Annotated in this window: 17 protein-coding genes, 1 tRNA gene and 1 other RNA gene; 11 read left to right on the forward strand and 8 right to left on the reverse strand. The window is 69.5% G+C overall.

Annotation, left to right across the window (positions count from 1 at the left end; translation table 11 throughout):
- The first annotated feature begins 29 nt into the window (after positions 1-29).
- Entirely contained in the window at positions 30-1,097 is a 1,068-nt protein-coding gene (locus P1K31_RS07720) for an ATP-NAD kinase family protein (protein WP_276305706.1), read from the forward strand.
- Positions 1,098-1,198: 101 nt separating this feature from the next.
- Positions 1,199-2,233 (forward strand): phosphate uptake regulator PhoU, encoded by a 1,035-nt coding sequence (locus P1K31_RS07725; RefSeq protein WP_276305707.1) that lies wholly within the window; start codon positions 1,199-1,201, stop codon positions 2,231-2,233.
- A 122-nt stretch (positions 2,234-2,355) separates the two neighbouring features.
- On the opposite strand, the gene P1K31_RS07730 is transcribed toward P1K31_RS07725, so the two are convergent.
- The 3 genes from P1K31_RS07730 to P1K31_RS07740 are packed head-to-tail and all read right to left on the reverse strand — an operon-like array spanning position 2,356 to position 5,737.
- Complete coding sequence (locus tag P1K31_RS07730) at positions 2,356-3,522, reverse strand: LEA/WHy family protein (protein WP_276305708.1); 1,167 nt, start codon at positions 3,520-3,522, stop codon at positions 2,356-2,358.
- 33 nt (positions 3,523-3,555) lie between these two features.
- Positions 3,556-4,659 carry a glycosyltransferase gene (locus P1K31_RS07735; protein ID WP_276305709.1) on the reverse strand — a complete coding sequence of 368 codons (1,104 nt, stop codon included), beginning with the start codon at positions 4,657-4,659 and terminating at the stop codon, positions 3,556-3,558.
- A 25-nt stretch (positions 4,660-4,684) separates the two neighbouring features.
- Positions 4,685-5,737 (reverse strand): glycosyltransferase family 4 protein, encoded by a 1,053-nt coding sequence (locus P1K31_RS07740; protein ID WP_276305710.1) that lies wholly within the window; start codon positions 5,735-5,737, stop codon positions 4,685-4,687.
- A gap of 86 nt (positions 5,738-5,823) precedes the next feature.
- Between P1K31_RS07740 and P1K31_RS07745 the strand changes: the two genes are divergently transcribed.
- From P1K31_RS07745 to P1K31_RS07755, 3 genes are read left to right on the forward strand one after another with little or no spacing between them, the layout of a single operon-like run.
- Positions 5,824-6,153 (forward strand): ribonuclease P protein component 4, encoded by a 330-nt coding sequence (locus tag P1K31_RS07745; RefSeq protein ID WP_276305711.1) that lies wholly within the window; start codon positions 5,824-5,826, stop codon positions 6,151-6,153.
- Between the two features lie 35 nt (positions 6,154-6,188).
- Entirely contained in the window at positions 6,189-6,434 is a 246-nt protein-coding gene (locus P1K31_RS07750) for a YhbY family RNA-binding protein (RefSeq protein ID WP_276305712.1), read from the forward strand.
- Positions 6,434-7,354, forward strand: coding sequence for a mechanosensitive ion channel family protein (locus P1K31_RS07755; protein ID WP_276305713.1), 921 nt, complete (start codon positions 6,434-6,436; stop codon positions 7,352-7,354). The genes P1K31_RS07750 and P1K31_RS07755 overlap by 1 nt, the downstream gene beginning before the upstream one ends.
- Positions 7,355-7,973: 619 nt before the next feature.
- Here the strand turns inward: P1K31_RS07755 and ffs are convergent.
- Together ffs and P1K31_RS07765 are read right to left on the reverse strand one after the other, a co-directional pair.
- Positions 7,974-8,286: signal recognition particle sRNA (gene ffs / locus P1K31_RS07760), an RNA gene on the reverse strand.
- Positions 8,287-8,401: 115 nt separating this feature from the next.
- Entirely contained in the window at positions 8,402-8,815 is a 414-nt protein-coding gene (locus tag P1K31_RS07765) for a DUF7548 family protein (RefSeq protein WP_276305714.1), read from the reverse strand.
- Positions 8,816-8,944: 129 nt separating this feature from the next.
- Between P1K31_RS07765 and P1K31_RS07770 the strand changes: the two genes are divergently transcribed.
- A complete protein-coding gene (locus P1K31_RS07770) occupies positions 8,945-9,277 on the forward strand; it encodes a DUF5798 family protein (protein ID WP_276305715.1) in 333 nt (110 codons plus the stop codon).
- Positions 9,278-9,283: 6 nt separating this feature from the next.
- Here P1K31_RS07770 and P1K31_RS07775 read toward each other — a convergent pair whose 3' ends face one another.
- Both P1K31_RS07775 and P1K31_RS07780 read right to left on the reverse strand, forming a co-directional pair.
- Positions 9,284-9,694, reverse strand: coding sequence for a CoA-binding protein (locus P1K31_RS07775; RefSeq protein WP_276305716.1), 411 nt, complete (start codon positions 9,692-9,694; stop codon positions 9,284-9,286).
- 135 nt (positions 9,695-9,829) lie between these two features.
- Positions 9,830-10,666, reverse strand: a complete 837-nt coding sequence (locus P1K31_RS07780; protein ID WP_276305717.1) for a geranylgeranylglycerol-phosphate geranylgeranyltransferase — start codon at positions 10,664-10,666, stop codon at positions 9,830-9,832.
- Between the two features lie 194 nt (positions 10,667-10,860).
- Here P1K31_RS07780 and P1K31_RS07785 point away from each other — a divergent pair, with 194 nt between their 5' ends.
- The 5 genes from P1K31_RS07785 (at position 10,861) to P1K31_RS07805 (ending at position 13,689) form a co-directional block, all read left to right on the forward strand.
- Complete coding sequence (locus tag P1K31_RS07785) at positions 10,861-12,081, forward strand: thermonuclease family protein (protein ID WP_276305718.1); 1,221 nt, start codon at positions 10,861-10,863, stop codon at positions 12,079-12,081.
- A gap of 228 nt (positions 12,082-12,309) precedes the next feature.
- Positions 12,310-12,384 (forward strand) — tRNA-Arg (locus P1K31_RS07790).
- Between the two features lie 237 nt (positions 12,385-12,621).
- A complete protein-coding gene (locus P1K31_RS07795) occupies positions 12,622-12,933 on the forward strand; it encodes a hypothetical protein (RefSeq protein WP_276302764.1) in 312 nt (103 codons plus the stop codon).
- A 52-nt stretch (positions 12,934-12,985) separates the two neighbouring features.
- A complete protein-coding gene (locus P1K31_RS07800) occupies positions 12,986-13,321 on the forward strand; it encodes a DUF7344 domain-containing protein (RefSeq protein WP_276302765.1) in 336 nt (111 codons plus the stop codon).
- A gap of 116 nt (positions 13,322-13,437) precedes the next feature.
- Positions 13,438-13,689 carry a hypothetical protein gene (locus P1K31_RS07805; protein ID WP_276302766.1) on the forward strand — a complete coding sequence of 84 codons (252 nt, stop codon included), beginning with the start codon at positions 13,438-13,440 and terminating at the stop codon, positions 13,687-13,689.
- Between the two features lie 70 nt (positions 13,690-13,759).
- Here P1K31_RS07805 and P1K31_RS07810 read toward each other — a convergent pair whose 3' ends face one another.
- The gene (locus tag P1K31_RS07810; RefSeq protein WP_276302767.1) at positions 13,760-15,550 is read right to left on the reverse strand and encodes a ribosome biogenesis/translation initiation ATPase RLI; all 1,791 of its coding nucleotides are present in this window, start codon (positions 15,548-15,550) and stop codon (positions 13,760-13,762) included.
- Positions 15,551-15,627: the final 77 nt, after the last annotated feature.

Consider the following 15,627-nt stretch of genomic DNA (forward strand, 5'->3'; position numbering starts at 1 on the left):
TTTTGCGGCCCCTCCGAGTACGCCACCCCGTGAGACGCATCGGGTTCGTGCTCAACCCCATCGCGGGGATGGGCGGTCGGGTCGGACTGAAGGGGACGGACGGGAAGGTCGAGGAGGCGCGGGCGCGCGGCGCGGAGACACGGGCCCCCGACCGCGCCCGGGAGGCGCTCGACGGCCTGTTCGAGCGCGACCGGACCGCCGACCTCCTCGCCTACGGCGACCCGATGGGCGCGAAGGAGGCGCGCGCCGCGGGCTTCGATCCGACGGTCGTCGGCCGCCCGGCCAGCGAGGAGACGAGCGCGGCCGACACCCGGGCGGCCGTCGCGGCGTTCCTGGAGGCGGGCGTCGACCTCGTGCTGTTCGTCGGCGGGGACGGTACCGCCGTGGACGTGGCCGAGACGATCGAGGCGGCGGGGACCGGGACGCCGATGCTCGGCGTCCCGGCCGGGGTGAAGGTCTACTCCTCGGTCTTCGCGGTGACCCCGCGCGCCGCGGGTCGGATCGCCGCCACCTACGAGCGGGTCGAGGCCCGCGAGATCAACGACATCGACGAGGACGACTACCGCGAGGGGGAGGTCCACACCGAACTGAAGGCCGTCGTCTCGGTTCCGGTGGCCGAGGAGGTGCAGGCGGGAAAGCAACTGGGCGGGGGGAGCGTCGAGTCGCTGGCGGCGGGCGTCGCGGACGACGTCGAACCGGGGACGACCTACGTGTTCGGACCGGGGAGCACCGTCGGGGCGATCGAGCGCGAACTCGGCTTCGAGGGGTCGCCGCTCGGCGTGGACGTCTGGCGCGACGGGGAGGTGCTCGTCCGCGACGGCGGGGAGCGCGAGATCCTCGACGCGCTCTCCGATCGGAACGTCGTCGTCGTCTCGCCCATCGGCGGACAGGGGTTCGTCTTCGGGCGCGGTAACCAGCAACTCTCGCCCGCGGTGCTCCGCCGCTCCGACGTACAGATCGTCGCCTCGCGGTCGAAACTCGACGGCATCGGCGTCCTGCGGGCGGACACCGGCGACCCCGACCTCGACGACGAGCTACGGGGGTGGCACCGCGTGCGAACCGGCCGGTTCGAGCGGCGACTCGTCGAACTCGTGTGAGCGCGGCGGCGGTCGTGTGAGTGACTATCAGTATTATACCGGACGGTTAGACTAGCCATGTTGAGATATCCTTAAGGGTATTCGGAGCGCTATCCGAGTGCATGGAAACGCGGAAGGTCCAGCGACTGGGTCCATCGACGCTGGCGATGACGCTACCGGCGGAGTGGGCGAAGCAGTACAACGTAGAGAAGGGGGACGAGGTCTCGATCCGCGTCGGCGGCAAGGGGATGCTCACGGTGATGCCCGAGTCCGTCCAGCGCGAGGAGAGCGAGGCGATCATCCACGCGGGGAGCCTTGACGCCGACGCCGTCGAGCGGGCCATCATCGCGCAGTACGTCCTCGGGCGGCGGGTCATCCACGTGGAGGCCCCGGAGGGCGAGACGCTCGACAGCGCGCACATCAACGCCGTCTACAACGCCGAGACGCAGCTGATGGGCCTCGGCGTCATCGAGGAGACGCCCGACCGCATCGCCATCCGGTGTTCGGTCGACCCGGAGGACTTCACGCTCGACAACCTGCTCGAACGCCTCGAGGCGACCGGCCAGACGATGCGCAACGAGGCGATCCGCGCGCTCGCCCACGGCAATCCCGACCTCGCCCAGCGCGCGCTCAACCGCGAGCGGCAGGCGAACAAGATCTTCGTCCTCCTGCTTCGCCTCATCTTCACCGCCTTTCAGAACCCGAACCTGACGAACGCCCTGGGGCTCGACGACGGCTTCGCGCTCATCGGCTACCGCTCGATCGCCAAGAACCTCGAACTCACCGCCGACAACGCGGAGGACATCGCCGAGATCGCGCTCAACGCCGAGGGCCACGAGCTGAAGGTCGATCAACCCACGATGCGGAAGATCCGCGAGTTCACCGACCAGGTGAACGAGATCACCGAGAAGGGCGTGAGCTCCGCGGTCGACCGCGACTACGACACGGCGATCGAGGTGCGCCGCCTGTTCGCGGAGATCAAGGACCGCGAGCGGGAGATCCTGAGCGAACTGCCCGAGATGCCGAACGAGGACCTGCTCGAGGTGCGCGAGGTGCTCGTCAGCCTGCAGCAGACCGCGCAGTACGCCGTCCGCAACGCCGAGATCGCCACGAACCTCGCGCTCAACGCCGAGAGCGAGCACACGACGATCCGGTAGCTCGGTCGCTCCGCCGATCCAGTAGCTCGGTCGCCTCCTTCTCCGCACCCACGGACCTCCGAGTGCGGTCTGCGGTCGGAACCGGAACGCCCGGCGAAGAAGCGCGAGCGGGTGCCGGCGCGTCAGTTTCCGGCGCGTGCGGGGGCGAGCGCCGAGAGGAGGCCACCGTCGTCGCCGTCAGCGCCGTCGTCCGTCGGCGCGGAGCCGTCGGTCGGTTCGTCGGTGGGCGTCGGCGTCGCGGCGGACGAGTTCGTCCCCTCCTCGTCAGCGTCGTCCGTCCCCTCGTCCGTCGTCCCGTTCGCGCCGCCCTCCGCCGAGGCGTTCGCCTCGGCCCCGGCGGTCGCGTTCTTCGTCCCGAAGACGTCCGTCTCGATCGTCTCCGTGTAGGTCAGGGCGTCGAGCGGGAGGCGGATCGTCGCGCCGGAGGGCAGTTCGAGTTTCGCGTAGAAGTCGATGCGGAGGTCGGTCACCTGGTTCCGTTCGAGGTGCGACACCCACCACTCGTCGAGGCGGGCGTTTCGGATGGCCGTCGTCGCGTCGATCGCCTCCTCGGTTCCCGGTTCGATCACGTGGGCGCGCTCGCTCGCGCCGCTCCCCACGGGGACGTCGTTCATCGTCATCTCGTACCCGATCTCGGTGAGCACGTACGGCGACGAGTTCGGGTTGTAGACGACGAAGCGCGTCTCGATGGGCGTTCGGTCGGCGGTCACCGCGCCCCACCGCGCGTCCGTCTCGCGGACGATCAGCACCGGATCCGGTGCGAGCGGGGAGTCGGCGCGAACCGGTCGGTCCTCCGTCGAGCGGAACTGGCCGATGACGTCGGTCTCCACGGTCCGCTCCTGAGGGACGGCGAACGTCCGCCCGAGCAGCGAGGAGCGGACGCGCGCGTCGACGTGAACGCGCGTCGTCTCGCCGTTTCTGACGTGCGTCACCCACCACTCGGGGATCCGCTCGTTCTCCATCGACGTGACGAACGAGAGCGTCGCGTTCCCGGACTCGATGCCGATGCCCTCCTTCTCGCCGCTCGCCAGGACGACCTCGTTCATCGCCACGGTGTAGTTCACCGTCGTCCCGCCGAACCGGACGCCGATCGGGTTCGGGTTCCGGACGTGTAGGTCGGTGTGGACGACCGTCCGCGACTCGTTGACCGCGCCGAAGCGGTTCTCGACGCCCGCGACGGACGGCGCACCGACGACGCCGGTGACCAGCGCCCCCGCGACGCTCCCGGTGAGCACGAGTACGATCGTCGCGACGACGCGAAGCCGCGACGTGAACAGTCCGCGTACCATGCGGTGACGACTTGGCCGTGGACGTATAGCTCTTTAGGACTGTTCCAGCACTATCGAATACACCGTCTCGAGAACGCTCACGGCGTGCTCCACGCTCACGCGCTCGCGGGTGGCGAGACAGGAGGCGCGGAGTCGGTCGCGCTCGTCGAGCGCCCGCTCGATGGCGCGCCGGAAGCCGTCGACGTCCCCGGGCTGGTAGTGATATCCGGTCGATCCCTCCTCGATGGTGTCGGCGAGCGCTCCCTCGTTCACCCCGACGACCGGCGTTCCGCAGACGTTGGCCTCCAGCGCGACCAGTCCCTGCGTCTCGACCGGACTCGGGAAGGCGAACACGTCGAGCGCGGAGTAGAACGCGGGGAGTTCGTCGCGGTCGAGGAAGCCGAGAAAGCGCACGTCGGCGTTCGACTCGGCCGCGCGGCGTTCGAGCATCGGCCGCGCAGGGCCGTCACCGCCGAAGACGACCGGGATGTCGAGGCCCTCGGCGGCGGCGATCACGTCCTGCAGGCGCTTCTCCTGGCCGTGGCGGCCCGTGTAGCCGAGGAGCGGGCCGTCGGGGAGGTCGTACTTCGCGCGGAAGGCGTCGCCGTCGGCCGGGGCGAACCGCTCGACGTCGATCCCGTTCGGGACGACGGTGACGGGGGCGGTGACGCCCCGCTCGATCAGCCTCGCCCGGGCGCTCTGGCTCGGCGTGACGACGTGGTCCGCGCGGTTGAGGTAGGCGGTCTCGTAGTCGTTCGCGGCGCGCGAGACGACCCTCGCGAGGCGACTGTCGAAGAGGTAGTCGGCGTACTCGGAGGTGGGCGTGTGAAAGGAGACGACGAACGGGAGGTCGCGCCGCCGCGAGAGGCGATACCCGGCCAGTCCGACCCCGAAGGGCGTGTGCGAGTGGACGAGGTCCACGTCGCGCACCGCGCTCGGAACCCGAGGTAACCCGACGTGGAAGCCGTCGTAGAAGGGAAAGGGCAGACTGAAGACGGGGTACTCGCCGGTCCTCGGCGCGTGGTCGCTCTTCGGGTAGACCACGTCCATCCGTCCGCCACGGCGACGCCAGCGGTCGCTCCACGTCTCGATGGTGTAGGTCACGCCGTTCACCGTGGGGAGGTACGTGTCGGTGAAGACGGCCACGTCCGGTCGCATTTCCCGAGAGTCCGCCGCGGGAGGGTTAATCGTTTGTGACTCGCCGGTAGGCGGCCGTGAGTTCCTCACCCACCCGGTCGAGGCCGTGCTCGGCCGCGGTCTCGCGGGCGCTCTCGCCGAGGCGCTCGCGCAGGTCGGGATCGCTCGCGAGTCGGTCGAGCGCCGCGCGGAACTCCCTTCGCGTCTCGCACAGCAGGCAGTCCTCGCCGTCGGTGTAGAACTCGCGGAAGACGGGGAGGTCCCGGAGGACGACCGCCTTCCCGCAGGCCATCGCCTCCAGGACGACGATCCCCTGGTTCTCGACCTTCGCCGGGAAGCAGAACACGTCGCCCGCGGCGAACGCGCCGCGCTTGTCGTCCACCCAGCCGGTGAAGGTGACGTTCTCCGGCGGGTCGCGCGTCCACCGCCGGACCGTCGGGCTCGCATGCGGTCCGGTGTCGTAGGTCCCGAACCACGCGAAGTCGTAGTCGGTGGTCTCCGCGAGCCGGCAGAAGTCCGTCAACCCCTTGCGCTCGAAGACGTTGCCGAGCGCGAAGACGACCATCCCCTCCAGGTCGTAGCGCGCCCGGTACTCCCCGCGGAGGTCCTCGAAGCCCGCCAGCGACTCGAGGTCCACCCCGTTGGAGATGGGTCTGATCGGCGCGTCCACGGGGTAGGACTCGAGCACCCGCTTCGTGTACTCGCTCGGGCAGAGCACGAGGTCTGCCTGCGAGTAGAACCACCGCAGATAGCGACGGAGCAGGGGTCCCGCCGCGGTCGAGCCGCGGAAGCTCTCGGCGAAGTCCTCGCTCGTGACGTGCGCGTGGAGGACGAGGGGGACGCCGTTCCGGCGGGCGTGTCGGGCGACCGCGACCGACCCCGGCCCGACCACGTTGCAGTGTGCGAGGTCGAACTGGTCGAACGCGCCATCCCCGACGAGCGCGTGAGAGAGCGCCCGTCTCGGCGTCCCCCCGCGCCACGGCGAGACGAGAAGCTCGACGTCGGTGTCGGCGAGCGCCTTCCGCTGGTGGGCGACGGAGGTGCCGATCCCGCTCCTGTCGAGGCGGGATTCGAGTTCGAGGTAGTGACAGACGCGCATACCGTCGCTGTTCGCGGGCGGCGATTAACCGTACCGACTTCGGACCACAACGCAACGCGGATGTACGGCCGTCGGGTGTGTCGACCATGGGAATCCCCGAGGAGCGCATCGAGCGGCTCCACGACCTCGCGCGGCGGGCGGTCGCTGAGGGTCACGAGGACCGCTCGCGGGCGTACGTGCGACGCGCGCGGCGGATCGCCGAGCGCAACCGCTGCGGCCTGCCGCTTACGTTCAAGCGCTTCACCTGCGACGCCTGCGACGTCTACCTCCGGCCGGGGCGGAACGCCCGCGTCCGACTGCAGGACGGCCACGTGGTCGTCACCTGCGACTGCGGCGCACAGAAGCGCTACCCCTACCGGCCGCGGCGCGAGGAGCGGGACGACGCCGACGCGACCGAGCGCGCCCGACCCAACTGACAAGGTTCAAAGCCGTCGCGTCGATACGGCTGGTGATGGCAAACGAGGACCTGAAGGCGCGCGCGCACGACCTCGACGTGACCGTCTGGGTCGGCAAGGGAGGCATCGAACCGGTGGCCGAGGAGCTCCGCGACCAGTTGCGAGAGAGCGACCTCGTGAAGGTGAAGTTCCTCCGGGCGTCCCGCGGTGGAACGACGACCGAGGAGCTCGCGGCGGACCTGGCAGAGCACGTCGACGCGGACCTCGTCGACGCGCGAGGGCACACCGCGGTCTTCCACTGATGGCCCAGGACGGAGTCCTCCAGACGGGGTCGAGAGCGACGGGGGCGATCTCGAAGATACTCGCGGACACGTTCGGACTGGACGGGCAGATCGCCGACGCGATCGGCTCGGCGCTCGTCTTCGTCATCGCCTTCGTCGTCGTCTACGCCGTCAGTCGGGCGACGATCCTCCCCCTCGCGGGGCGCGTCCTCGACTCGCGGGAGGTGGACGCGCACGCGAAGAAGCCGCTGGTGCGCGTCGTCCACGTCCTCGTGACGTTCGTCGCGGTGGCGATCGCGTTCGGGTTCGCGGGCTACGACGGCTTCCTCACCTCGCTCGCGACCGTGGCGGCCGCGGCGACGCTCGCGATCGGCCTGGCGATGCAGGACGTGCTCAAGAACCTGGTCGCGGGCGTGTTCATCTACACGGACAGGCCGTTCCGCATCGGCGACTGGATCGAGTGGGACGAGTACTCCGGCATCGTCGAGGACATCAGCCTGCGCGTGACGCGGGTGCGGACCTTCGACAATGAACTGCTGACGGTGCCGAACGCGGCGCTCACCGACGACGTGATCAAGAACCCCGTCGCGAAGGACAAACTCCGGCTGCAGTTCCTGTTCGGCATCGGCTACGACGACGACATCGAACGGGCGACCGACGTCATCGTCGAGGAGGCGACGAAGCACCCCGAGATCCTCGACACCCCCGCGCCCTCGGTGCGACTGACGGAACTGGCGGACTCCTACGTCGGTCTCCAGTCGCGCTTCTGGATCGCCGACCCCTCGCGCGCCGACTTCACGCGCGTCCGCGGGGAGTACGTCACGAACGTGAAGCGGGCGTTCGACGAGGCGGGCATCAACATCCCCTTCCCGCAGGTGGACGTTCACGGCGGCATCGAACTCGCCAACGGCGCGACGGTGGCCGAGACGGCCGACGACTGACCGCTGGGCCGTCCTCACTCCATCCCTCTCTCGCTCGACCGCCGCTCCGCCTCTCCCGCCCGACCTGTCGAGCGTTGGCACTACGAGCGAGTGAAACGAGCGAGCGGACGCGCTGAACCCCCGAGTGAAGCGAGGGGTGAGACGCGGTCTCAGTGGACGGTTTGCCGGCACGTCGAAGGTGTGCGCAGCGAACCGTCCTGGCGTGCAGGCGACGCCGCGGGCGGATTCGCGGGGCGTGGCGTCGCACAACCGCGAAGCGCCCCGCGACGGTTCTCACGTCACGGGGGTCTCTGGTCCTGCTCTCGGTTATAAAAGTACGGACCGGGTGACCACCTGACCGACCCGAACACCACCGATAGCACCAGCGTGGCATCCGCGAGGAGCGCGGGGATCGGAGCGTTCCGCGAACACCGCGAACGGCCGGCGCTGCCGGCCGCGAGCGAGGCGCGAAGCGCCGAGCGAGCGGACCGACGGAACCCCCGAAGGAGCGCAGCGACTGAGGGGGTGAGGAGGGTTTTGATCCAGCTTTTACCAGGGAGCCGCGGCCGACCCGCTTCGCGGTCGGCCGCACGCGACCGCAGTAAAAGGTAGCAGTTCAAAAGGTGGTTGTCGATGAATGGAACGGACGCCCGGGGTTGCCCGGCGTTCCGGTACGGGGAATCCCGCGCACCTCCTCCACCCCGCGACCCGTCGAGCGACAGGTGTCCGCGGGTCCGCTGCTCGCTTCCGCGCCTGGCGGGCTGTCCACGGTTAACCGCGACGAAGCGCCCCTGCAGGCGCTCCGCCGTGGACCGCTGCCCCCGACGGACGAGGCTTCTGCGTCGGCTTGCGGGGCCCGTACCGGTCTGACCGGACGCGCCCGGGGTTCGGTCCCCGCTGAAGACCGTAGTGCGGGTTGTGAGCAGGGCCTAACTGCCCGACCTAGTCCGATCTGAACGTAGCCGGTTGCCGAATAAACGCCTTTCGGTACGCCGGTTTCGTCGTTCGTCGGTACCCGGTGTGGCGGTGGTCGGTGTGTCGATCCGTCGATCCACAGCAGCCCGTCGATCAGACCAGTCCGAGCGCGCGGGCGTACCACAGCGCGCTGGCGGGGACGAGCGCCGCGACGGCGACGAGCAGGTGCCGGTGGTACTCGATCGTCGTCTCCCGCGTCAGCGAGAACACCAGTTCGGTTGGGACCGTGAGCGCCCACAGCAGACAGAGGAGGAGGACGAACAGACCGAAGACGAGCGCCGCGCCCGCCGCCAGCGCGGGGTCCGAGCGTCCCGCTCTGCCCGCGGCGAAGACGATGACGCAGACGAGGGCGAACAGACCGGCGAACTGCGGGTCGATGACGCCCCTGGCGTAGTACGTCCCGACGGCGGTCGCGCTGTCGACGATGAGGTAGGGGAGAGCGAGGACGGCCACGACGGCGAGGCACGCGGCGGTGCCGACTGCGGGGGCGAGGCGGGTGTCGTCCATACGGGAGGGCCGGCCGCGAGGGGCTTAATCGCCACGGCACGCAACACGTCCGACGGAGGCGAGACGCGGGAGATCCCGTTCGGCCACGAGTCCGCAAGGCACAGGTGGCTTCGCCCCGCGTACACGGGTATGGGACTCGGAGGAACCGCATCGAAGCTCCAGAAGGTCGCCGCGATGGCAGAGGACGTCTACGAAAAGCTCAACGACCTGCGCCAGCAGCTGGTCGAGGTGCGCGAGACGGTCGAGCGCGTCGATAGAACCGCCGAGGACAACCGCGTGCTGCTCGAAGCCGTCGCGCGCGAGCAGGGGATCGACGTGGACGCCGTGCTCGCCGAGGCGTCGATCGAGGAGGCCGAAGCAGCGGACGGCGCGAGCGCAGGTACGGATACGAGCACGAGCGCCGACGGCGGCGCGAACGACGGGCCGGGAGCCGACGACGCGGAGCCGACGCGCGACGCCTGACTCGGTTCAGTCCATCAGCCGGCCGTGTTCGACCTTCATGCAGTGGTCCTGAACGAACCGCCGGCCGGATTCCTCGACGCGCTCGCCCGCCTCGTCGTCGCGGATGCCGAGCTGCAGCCAGACGATGTCCACGTCGTCGCGCTCGAGCACCTGGTCTACGATCCCCGACACCTCCTCGCTCGGGCGGAACACGTCGACGACGTCGATCTCCTCCTCGACCTCGGTCAGCGAGTCGTACGGCTCGCGTCCGAAGATCTCGTCGGCGTAGGGGTTGACCGGGACGACCTCGTATCCGTGCTCGCGCAGGTACTCCGGGATCTCGTGGGCGTCCTTGCCGGGCGTCGCCGAGCATCCGACCACGGCGATCGTCTCCTGTCCCAGGACATCCCTGAGTTCCGCGTCTGATTCGACGGGCATACCCCAGACTACCCCCGCCGCGTGCAAAAGCGTGGCGTCGCTCGGGATCGTTCGAGACCGCTCGGGTTCTCGGATTCCCGGGGTTCCGGGTTCTCGGGACCGCTCGGGCCGCTCAGGTCGCTCCGGACGCGACGCTCACAGCGCGACCGCCCGCCCGACGACGAACGCCGCCGCCGCGAGGAACATCCCGTACTTGATGTGCGTCTGGCCCCCGGTCGGATCGGAGAAGCTCTCCGCCGCGGCCGCGAGCATGACGAGGTCCGCCGGGATCACGAGCGCGAGGTAGGCGAGCCCGAGCGTCCCGGTCAGGTAGGGGAGCGGGCTGGCGAGTACCGCGACGACCAGGCAGGCGGTCCCCAGCAGGAGCGCGCGGCGCTCGCCGACGGCGATGGGAAGCGTGTTGAGTCCCTCCTCGCGATCCCCGGCGAGGTCCTCCACGTCCTTGATCACCTCGCGGGTGAACGTCGAGAGCGCGGCGAGCGCGAAGAGCGCGACGACCGGCGCGAGGTCGCCCTCGACGGCCGCCCCGCCGAAGAGGAACGTGCTCCCCCCGAGGTAGGCGACGACGGCGTTGCCGACGCCCGGCAGTCCCTTGAAGAACTCCGTGTAGGCGACCAGCGCCAGCAGGTTGAACGCCGCGAGCGCGAGCGCGAGGAGCGGCAGGGTGAGCGCCAGTCCGACGGCGACGGCGAACAGGGCGACGCTGAACGCGAGCGCCGCTCGCTCCGCGACCGCGCCGCGGGGGATGGGCCGTCCCGGCGCGTTGATGCGGTCGATGTCCGCGTCGAAGTAGTCGTTGATGGCGTTGCCGGCCCCCACCGCGAGGACGGTCGCGATCGCGGCGGCCGCCGCGGCGGCCGGACGGCCGGCGATGCCCTCCGCGACGTACGCGCCGATCAGGGTGAGCACGCCCGCGGCGATCGCGTTCACCGGACGGGTGAGTTCGACCAGTCCGCGGAGCGTCTCGCGCATACGTCTCGGTATCCCACGCGTGGGATAAAGCCCGCGAAACCGACGGATGGGGTTCTCCGGCGACGCTCTGCAGAGCATCCGTGACAGTCACGAAATGATACGTGTTCGTCAGTCTCCGAGCTCCTCGAGGGCGGAATCGACGTTTTCGAGGGATAGACTTATGCCTGGATTCGCCATCGTACTGTCATCAATCAATGGAGATAGCGAGACACGTTCCGGGCATGAAGCCGGGGGCGACGAAGCGCAACGTCGCGCTCGCCGTCGTGGCCGTCGTCCTGTTCCCGTTCACGTTGCTCATCGCGCTCGTCTACGTCCCGGTCGCTCTCGCGACGAACCGGCGAGGGCTCGCGGACGTCGTCGGTGACACGCCGCTCGGTCGTCTGCCGGGGCTGTCGGAACCCGGATGGAAGACGGGAGCCGCATCGTTCGTCTACCTGTTCGTGCTCGTGGGCGTCGTCTTCGCGGTGGTCCCGGGCGACTCACCGCCGTCCGCAGCGGGACCGTCCGCGTCACAGGGCAGCAACGCTTCGGACGCCGACCCCACCGGTGCCGTACCGACTACAGAACCGTCGGAGACGACAGAGGCGCGATCCACGGCGGCACCGGACTCGGCGGCCGGCGGAGCACCGACGGAAACCCCGACCTCGGCCCCTGCGTCGGATTCTACGCCGGACGCGACGCCCACGCCGCGTTCGACGGCGACGCCGAGCCGACAGACGACGTCGACACCCGGCGATACGCCAGCCGCTCGCGGGCCGGGTGATGGCTCCGAGTGGACCGTCACCGTCACGCGCGTCGTCGACGGCGATACGATGGAAGTCCGATTCCCGAACGGCGAGGTGGACACGATCCGACTCATCGGGGTCGACACGCCGGAGACGACGCTGAGCCGGGTCGACCCCGATGAGTTCGAGGGGATCCCCAACACGACAGCCGGGCGAGACTGGCTCTACGACTGGGGCCAGCGCGCGTCACGGTTCGCCGCGGACGAACTCGAGGGCGAACGCGTGCGAATCGCCGTCGATCCGCAGGCCGACCGCCGTGGATACTACAACCGACTGTTGGTCTACGTCTCCCTCGACGGCGCGAACTTCAATGCGCAGCTGCTCAGACGCGGCTACGCGCGGCTCTACGACAGTTCGTTCTCCGAGCGCGACCGGTTCGCCGACATCGAGGCGACCGCGCAGCGGAACGACGTCGGCGTGTGGGGGTTCGACGGCCCGCCGTCGACGCCCGAGCCGACACCAGAACCGAGCGACGACGCGGACCTCCCACCGAAGCCGTCCGACGGCGATTACGACTGTGACCACTTCGATACCCAGGACCAGGCCCAGCGGGTGCTCGATCGGGACCCGAGCGATCCGCACCGGCTCGACGGCGACGACGACGGCGTCGCGTGCGAGTCGCTCCCCTGAATTCACGCCTCGACATCCCCTTACTCCGGTCTCTGTGTCGGGGTCGCGTGGTCGGCTAGACCCACGTTACCCCGACGTCCGTCGATCCCGACTACCGGAACGACCGATCCGGTCAGGGTGCCTCCGACACTCGGCAGTTATCAGTGCTGACGTGCCCACCTCGAGTAGGTATCCGACCAGGGGTCGATTGGACAGAGTTAAATCGGCGACCCCACTGAATTGAACCGAGGGCGCTTAGCTCAGTCTGGACAGAGTGCTTGGCTTCGGACCAAGTTGCCGCGGGTTCAAATCCTGCAGCGCCCGTTTCCGGCGAGCGAAGCGAGCCGTGAAAACGGCTCCGAGGGATTTGAATCGAGGAGCGAACGGACGTGAGCGACCGTGGTTCAAGCCCTGCAGCGCCCATGATTTCTGCGACGAACGGACGTGAGGAGCGAGCCGACGCAGAGGGTTCGAATGAACCCGGGCACGTTCTGGGTTGGAAACGGCTGGTAGCGCGCGTTCACGTTTAACCTTACTTAGATAGGCGTCGATATTTAGCCGATGAATAGTCTCGTCGACGTCCCGTTCCGGCGCTGGTGTGGGCGGAACGCCCTACCGCCGTTCCTCGAGGATGGGACCGAGGGAACGCTCGCTATCGCGCGTGACCTGTTCGAGAACCCAGATACAGTGACGCTCCCGGATGGCCGGAAGCTAGGGTATGCAGAAACGGGCGACCCAGACGGCGATCCGATTCCGGCCGTTCACGGTGTGCCCAGTGGGAGACTGGGGGCTGCCCTGTTCGACCGCATTGGTCGAGAACGGGGTGTTCGAATCGTCGCGCCCACCGTCGAAAAGCGTTACACTTTCATATGATACTGGCCAACAAGTGTCAAGGGATTACGACGTGGTGGAATGGAATCCGGCGATGACCCCGGATACGGCGTTCGACCTGGTAGCGGACGCACACCGTCGGGTCGTCCTCTATCACCTGATCGACGGCGACGGAACGGCGACCCGGAGGGAACTCGTAGAGCGGATAGCTTCGTGGGAGGAGGCCCGCGATTCAGACGACTCGCCGGAGGGGATCCGGCGGCGAGTCGCCATCAACCTGGCTCACGTCCACCTCCCGAAGCTGTCCGAGGCGGGTATCGTGGAGTACGACGCGCGGGGCGAAGACGTGGCGCTGGCGGACGGCGCGGCCGATCTCGCGCCGTTGCTGGAACTGGCCCGGCCGGCCGACGACTTCGTGACGATGGAGTAGCGGCGGTCCCGAAGCACAGTGCGCTCAGGAGCCGGTAAGCACTTATCGCAGGGGAGGCGAGTTCCGATCGTCCGACGTCGTCCGGTCGTACGCCGCCGGCCGAGGTCGTTCCGACGATGACTCACGACTCACCGCCACCCGCCCCGTTGTTCGGTCCCGTCGTCTGCCGGCGCGACGGCCACGACTGGACAGACGACCCGGACGCCGGGGACGGACGGGCGTGCGCTCGCTGTGGCGCGGCGATCGACGCCGAGGAGTGCGCCAGGGTCGGGATCTCCCTCCGGCTGCTCGCGCTCGCCGCCGCCGTCGGGGCGCTCGTCGGCGGGTTGCTCACGGCCGGGTTCCTGATGCACGGCGTGGCGCTCTGACGCCCCGGCCTCCGAGGGGACGGTTTCGCCCGCCGTCCGGGTCGCCACCCCGACGCGATTCGTCACGGCGCTACGCCACGTAGTAGTCGCCCGATCGCTTCTGTTCTCGGTCCTTCCTGCTTCCGGGGTCGTTCGCGCGCGGCCGACCGGTGTTCGGGTCCCGCCGGAAGGTCACGTCCACGGTCTTCAGGAATCGGTTCGTCCCCCGGCGCACCGACTCCGGCGACCGTGCGATCCCCCTCTCACCCGGAGTGCCCTCGAACACCATGGCCCGGTCGGAGACGTAGTGCAACAGCAGCAGGTCGTGATCGATCACGAGACACGGAGCGCCCTCCTCGACGAACGCGCGGAGGTGCGTCGCGAGCGACGTCCGCCCGTCGACGTCGAGGTACGCCGACGGTTCGTCGAGCAGGTACATGTCGGCGCGCCTCGCCAGCGCGAGCGCGACGCCGACGCGCTGCAGCTCTCCCCCGGAGAGGCGTCCGACGTCGCGGTCGAGGAGCGGTTCGAGGTCGAACGGCCGCCGGACCCCCGTCTCGAACGCCCGTCCGCGGTCGCCGACTGCCTCCTCGAACAGTTCCCGGATGGTGCCGTCGTAGGACGGCTCGACGTGCTGGGGCTTGTACGAGACGCGGACGTCCCCCGCCACCTCGCCGTCGTCCGGTTCGATCGCGCCCGCCAGCAGCTTCGCGAACGTCGTCTTTCCCAGGCCGTTGCGGCCGAAGATGCCGAGCACCTCCCCGCGGCGGACCGCGCCGGCCTCCGTCCGGAGCGAGAACGATGGGAACGACGCCGCCAGTGGGGAGAACTCGACGACCGGCTCCTCGTCGCTGACGCGTCGGCCCGGCCGTCGGAGGAAGTCGACGGCGTCCTCGCGGATCCGGACGTTCTCGGACCGCAGGTATCCCGTCAGGAACTGGTTGATCCCCCGGCGCGCCGAGAGCGGCCGGGAGACGACGCCGAACCCGCCGGGGTCGCCGTAGACGACGTCGACGTCGTCGCACGCGACGTCGAGGGTGACGAGGTCGTGATCGACGACGAGGACCCGCCGCGCGCCGGCGAGGGGGGAGAGCGCCCGGGCGACGGTCAGCCGCTGGCCGACGTCGAGGTACGAGGAGGGCTCGTCGAGCAGGTACGCGTCCGCGTCAGCCACGAGCGTCGCGGCGATCGCGACGCGCTGGAGTTCGCCGCCCGACAGTTCGTCCGTTCGCCGACCGAGGAGTCCGCCGAGTTCGAGGCGTTCGACGGCCGTCGCTCGCGATCCACGCTCGTCGCGCGCCTCCAGCAGGTCCCCGACGGTCCCCTCGTACCGCCCGGGGAGCCGATCGACGCGCTGGGGTTTGTACGCCGCTCGCAGGTCGCCGTCCCGCAGGTCCTCCAGGTAGCGCTGGACGCCGGTCCCGCGGAACGCGCGGACGATCGCGTCCCACTCGGCCCCGTCGGACGCGCCGAGGTTCGGCTTCAAGAGACCGGCGAGAACGCGGAGGGCGGTGGACTTCCCGACGCCGTTCGGCCCCAGCAGGCCGACGACGCGCCCCTCGACCGGGGTCGGCAACCCGTAGAGCCGAAACCCGTTCTGCCCGTACTGGTGGACCAGCCGCCCCCGCTCGGCGGGCAGCCGGACGATCTTGATCGCGTCGTTCGGGATGCGGTGCTCCACGATCCGGTGCTCCTCGATCACCCGGTCGTCGTCGATGTGGAGCTCGCCATCCGCGGTCACGTGAAACCCCTCCTGCCGCCCCGACCGGTTCAGCGGATCGTACTTCAGGGCGACGTCACGGACCTCGTCGGTGACCTTCTCCTGGTCGATGACGGCGGCGTACCTGTCCTTCCGCGCCGCCCGGGAGCGCTCGTCACCCATGTGAGGGGGTAGGGCGCTCAGCCTCGAGTGACTTCCGCCCGGGGCCGCCGCGGGGCTCGGAGGCGCTACGCGAACCG

The organism is Halomarina halobia (genome assembly GCF_029338575.1).
GTDB lineage: Archaea > Halobacteriota > Halobacteria > Halobacteriales > Haloarculaceae > Halomarina > Halomarina halobia.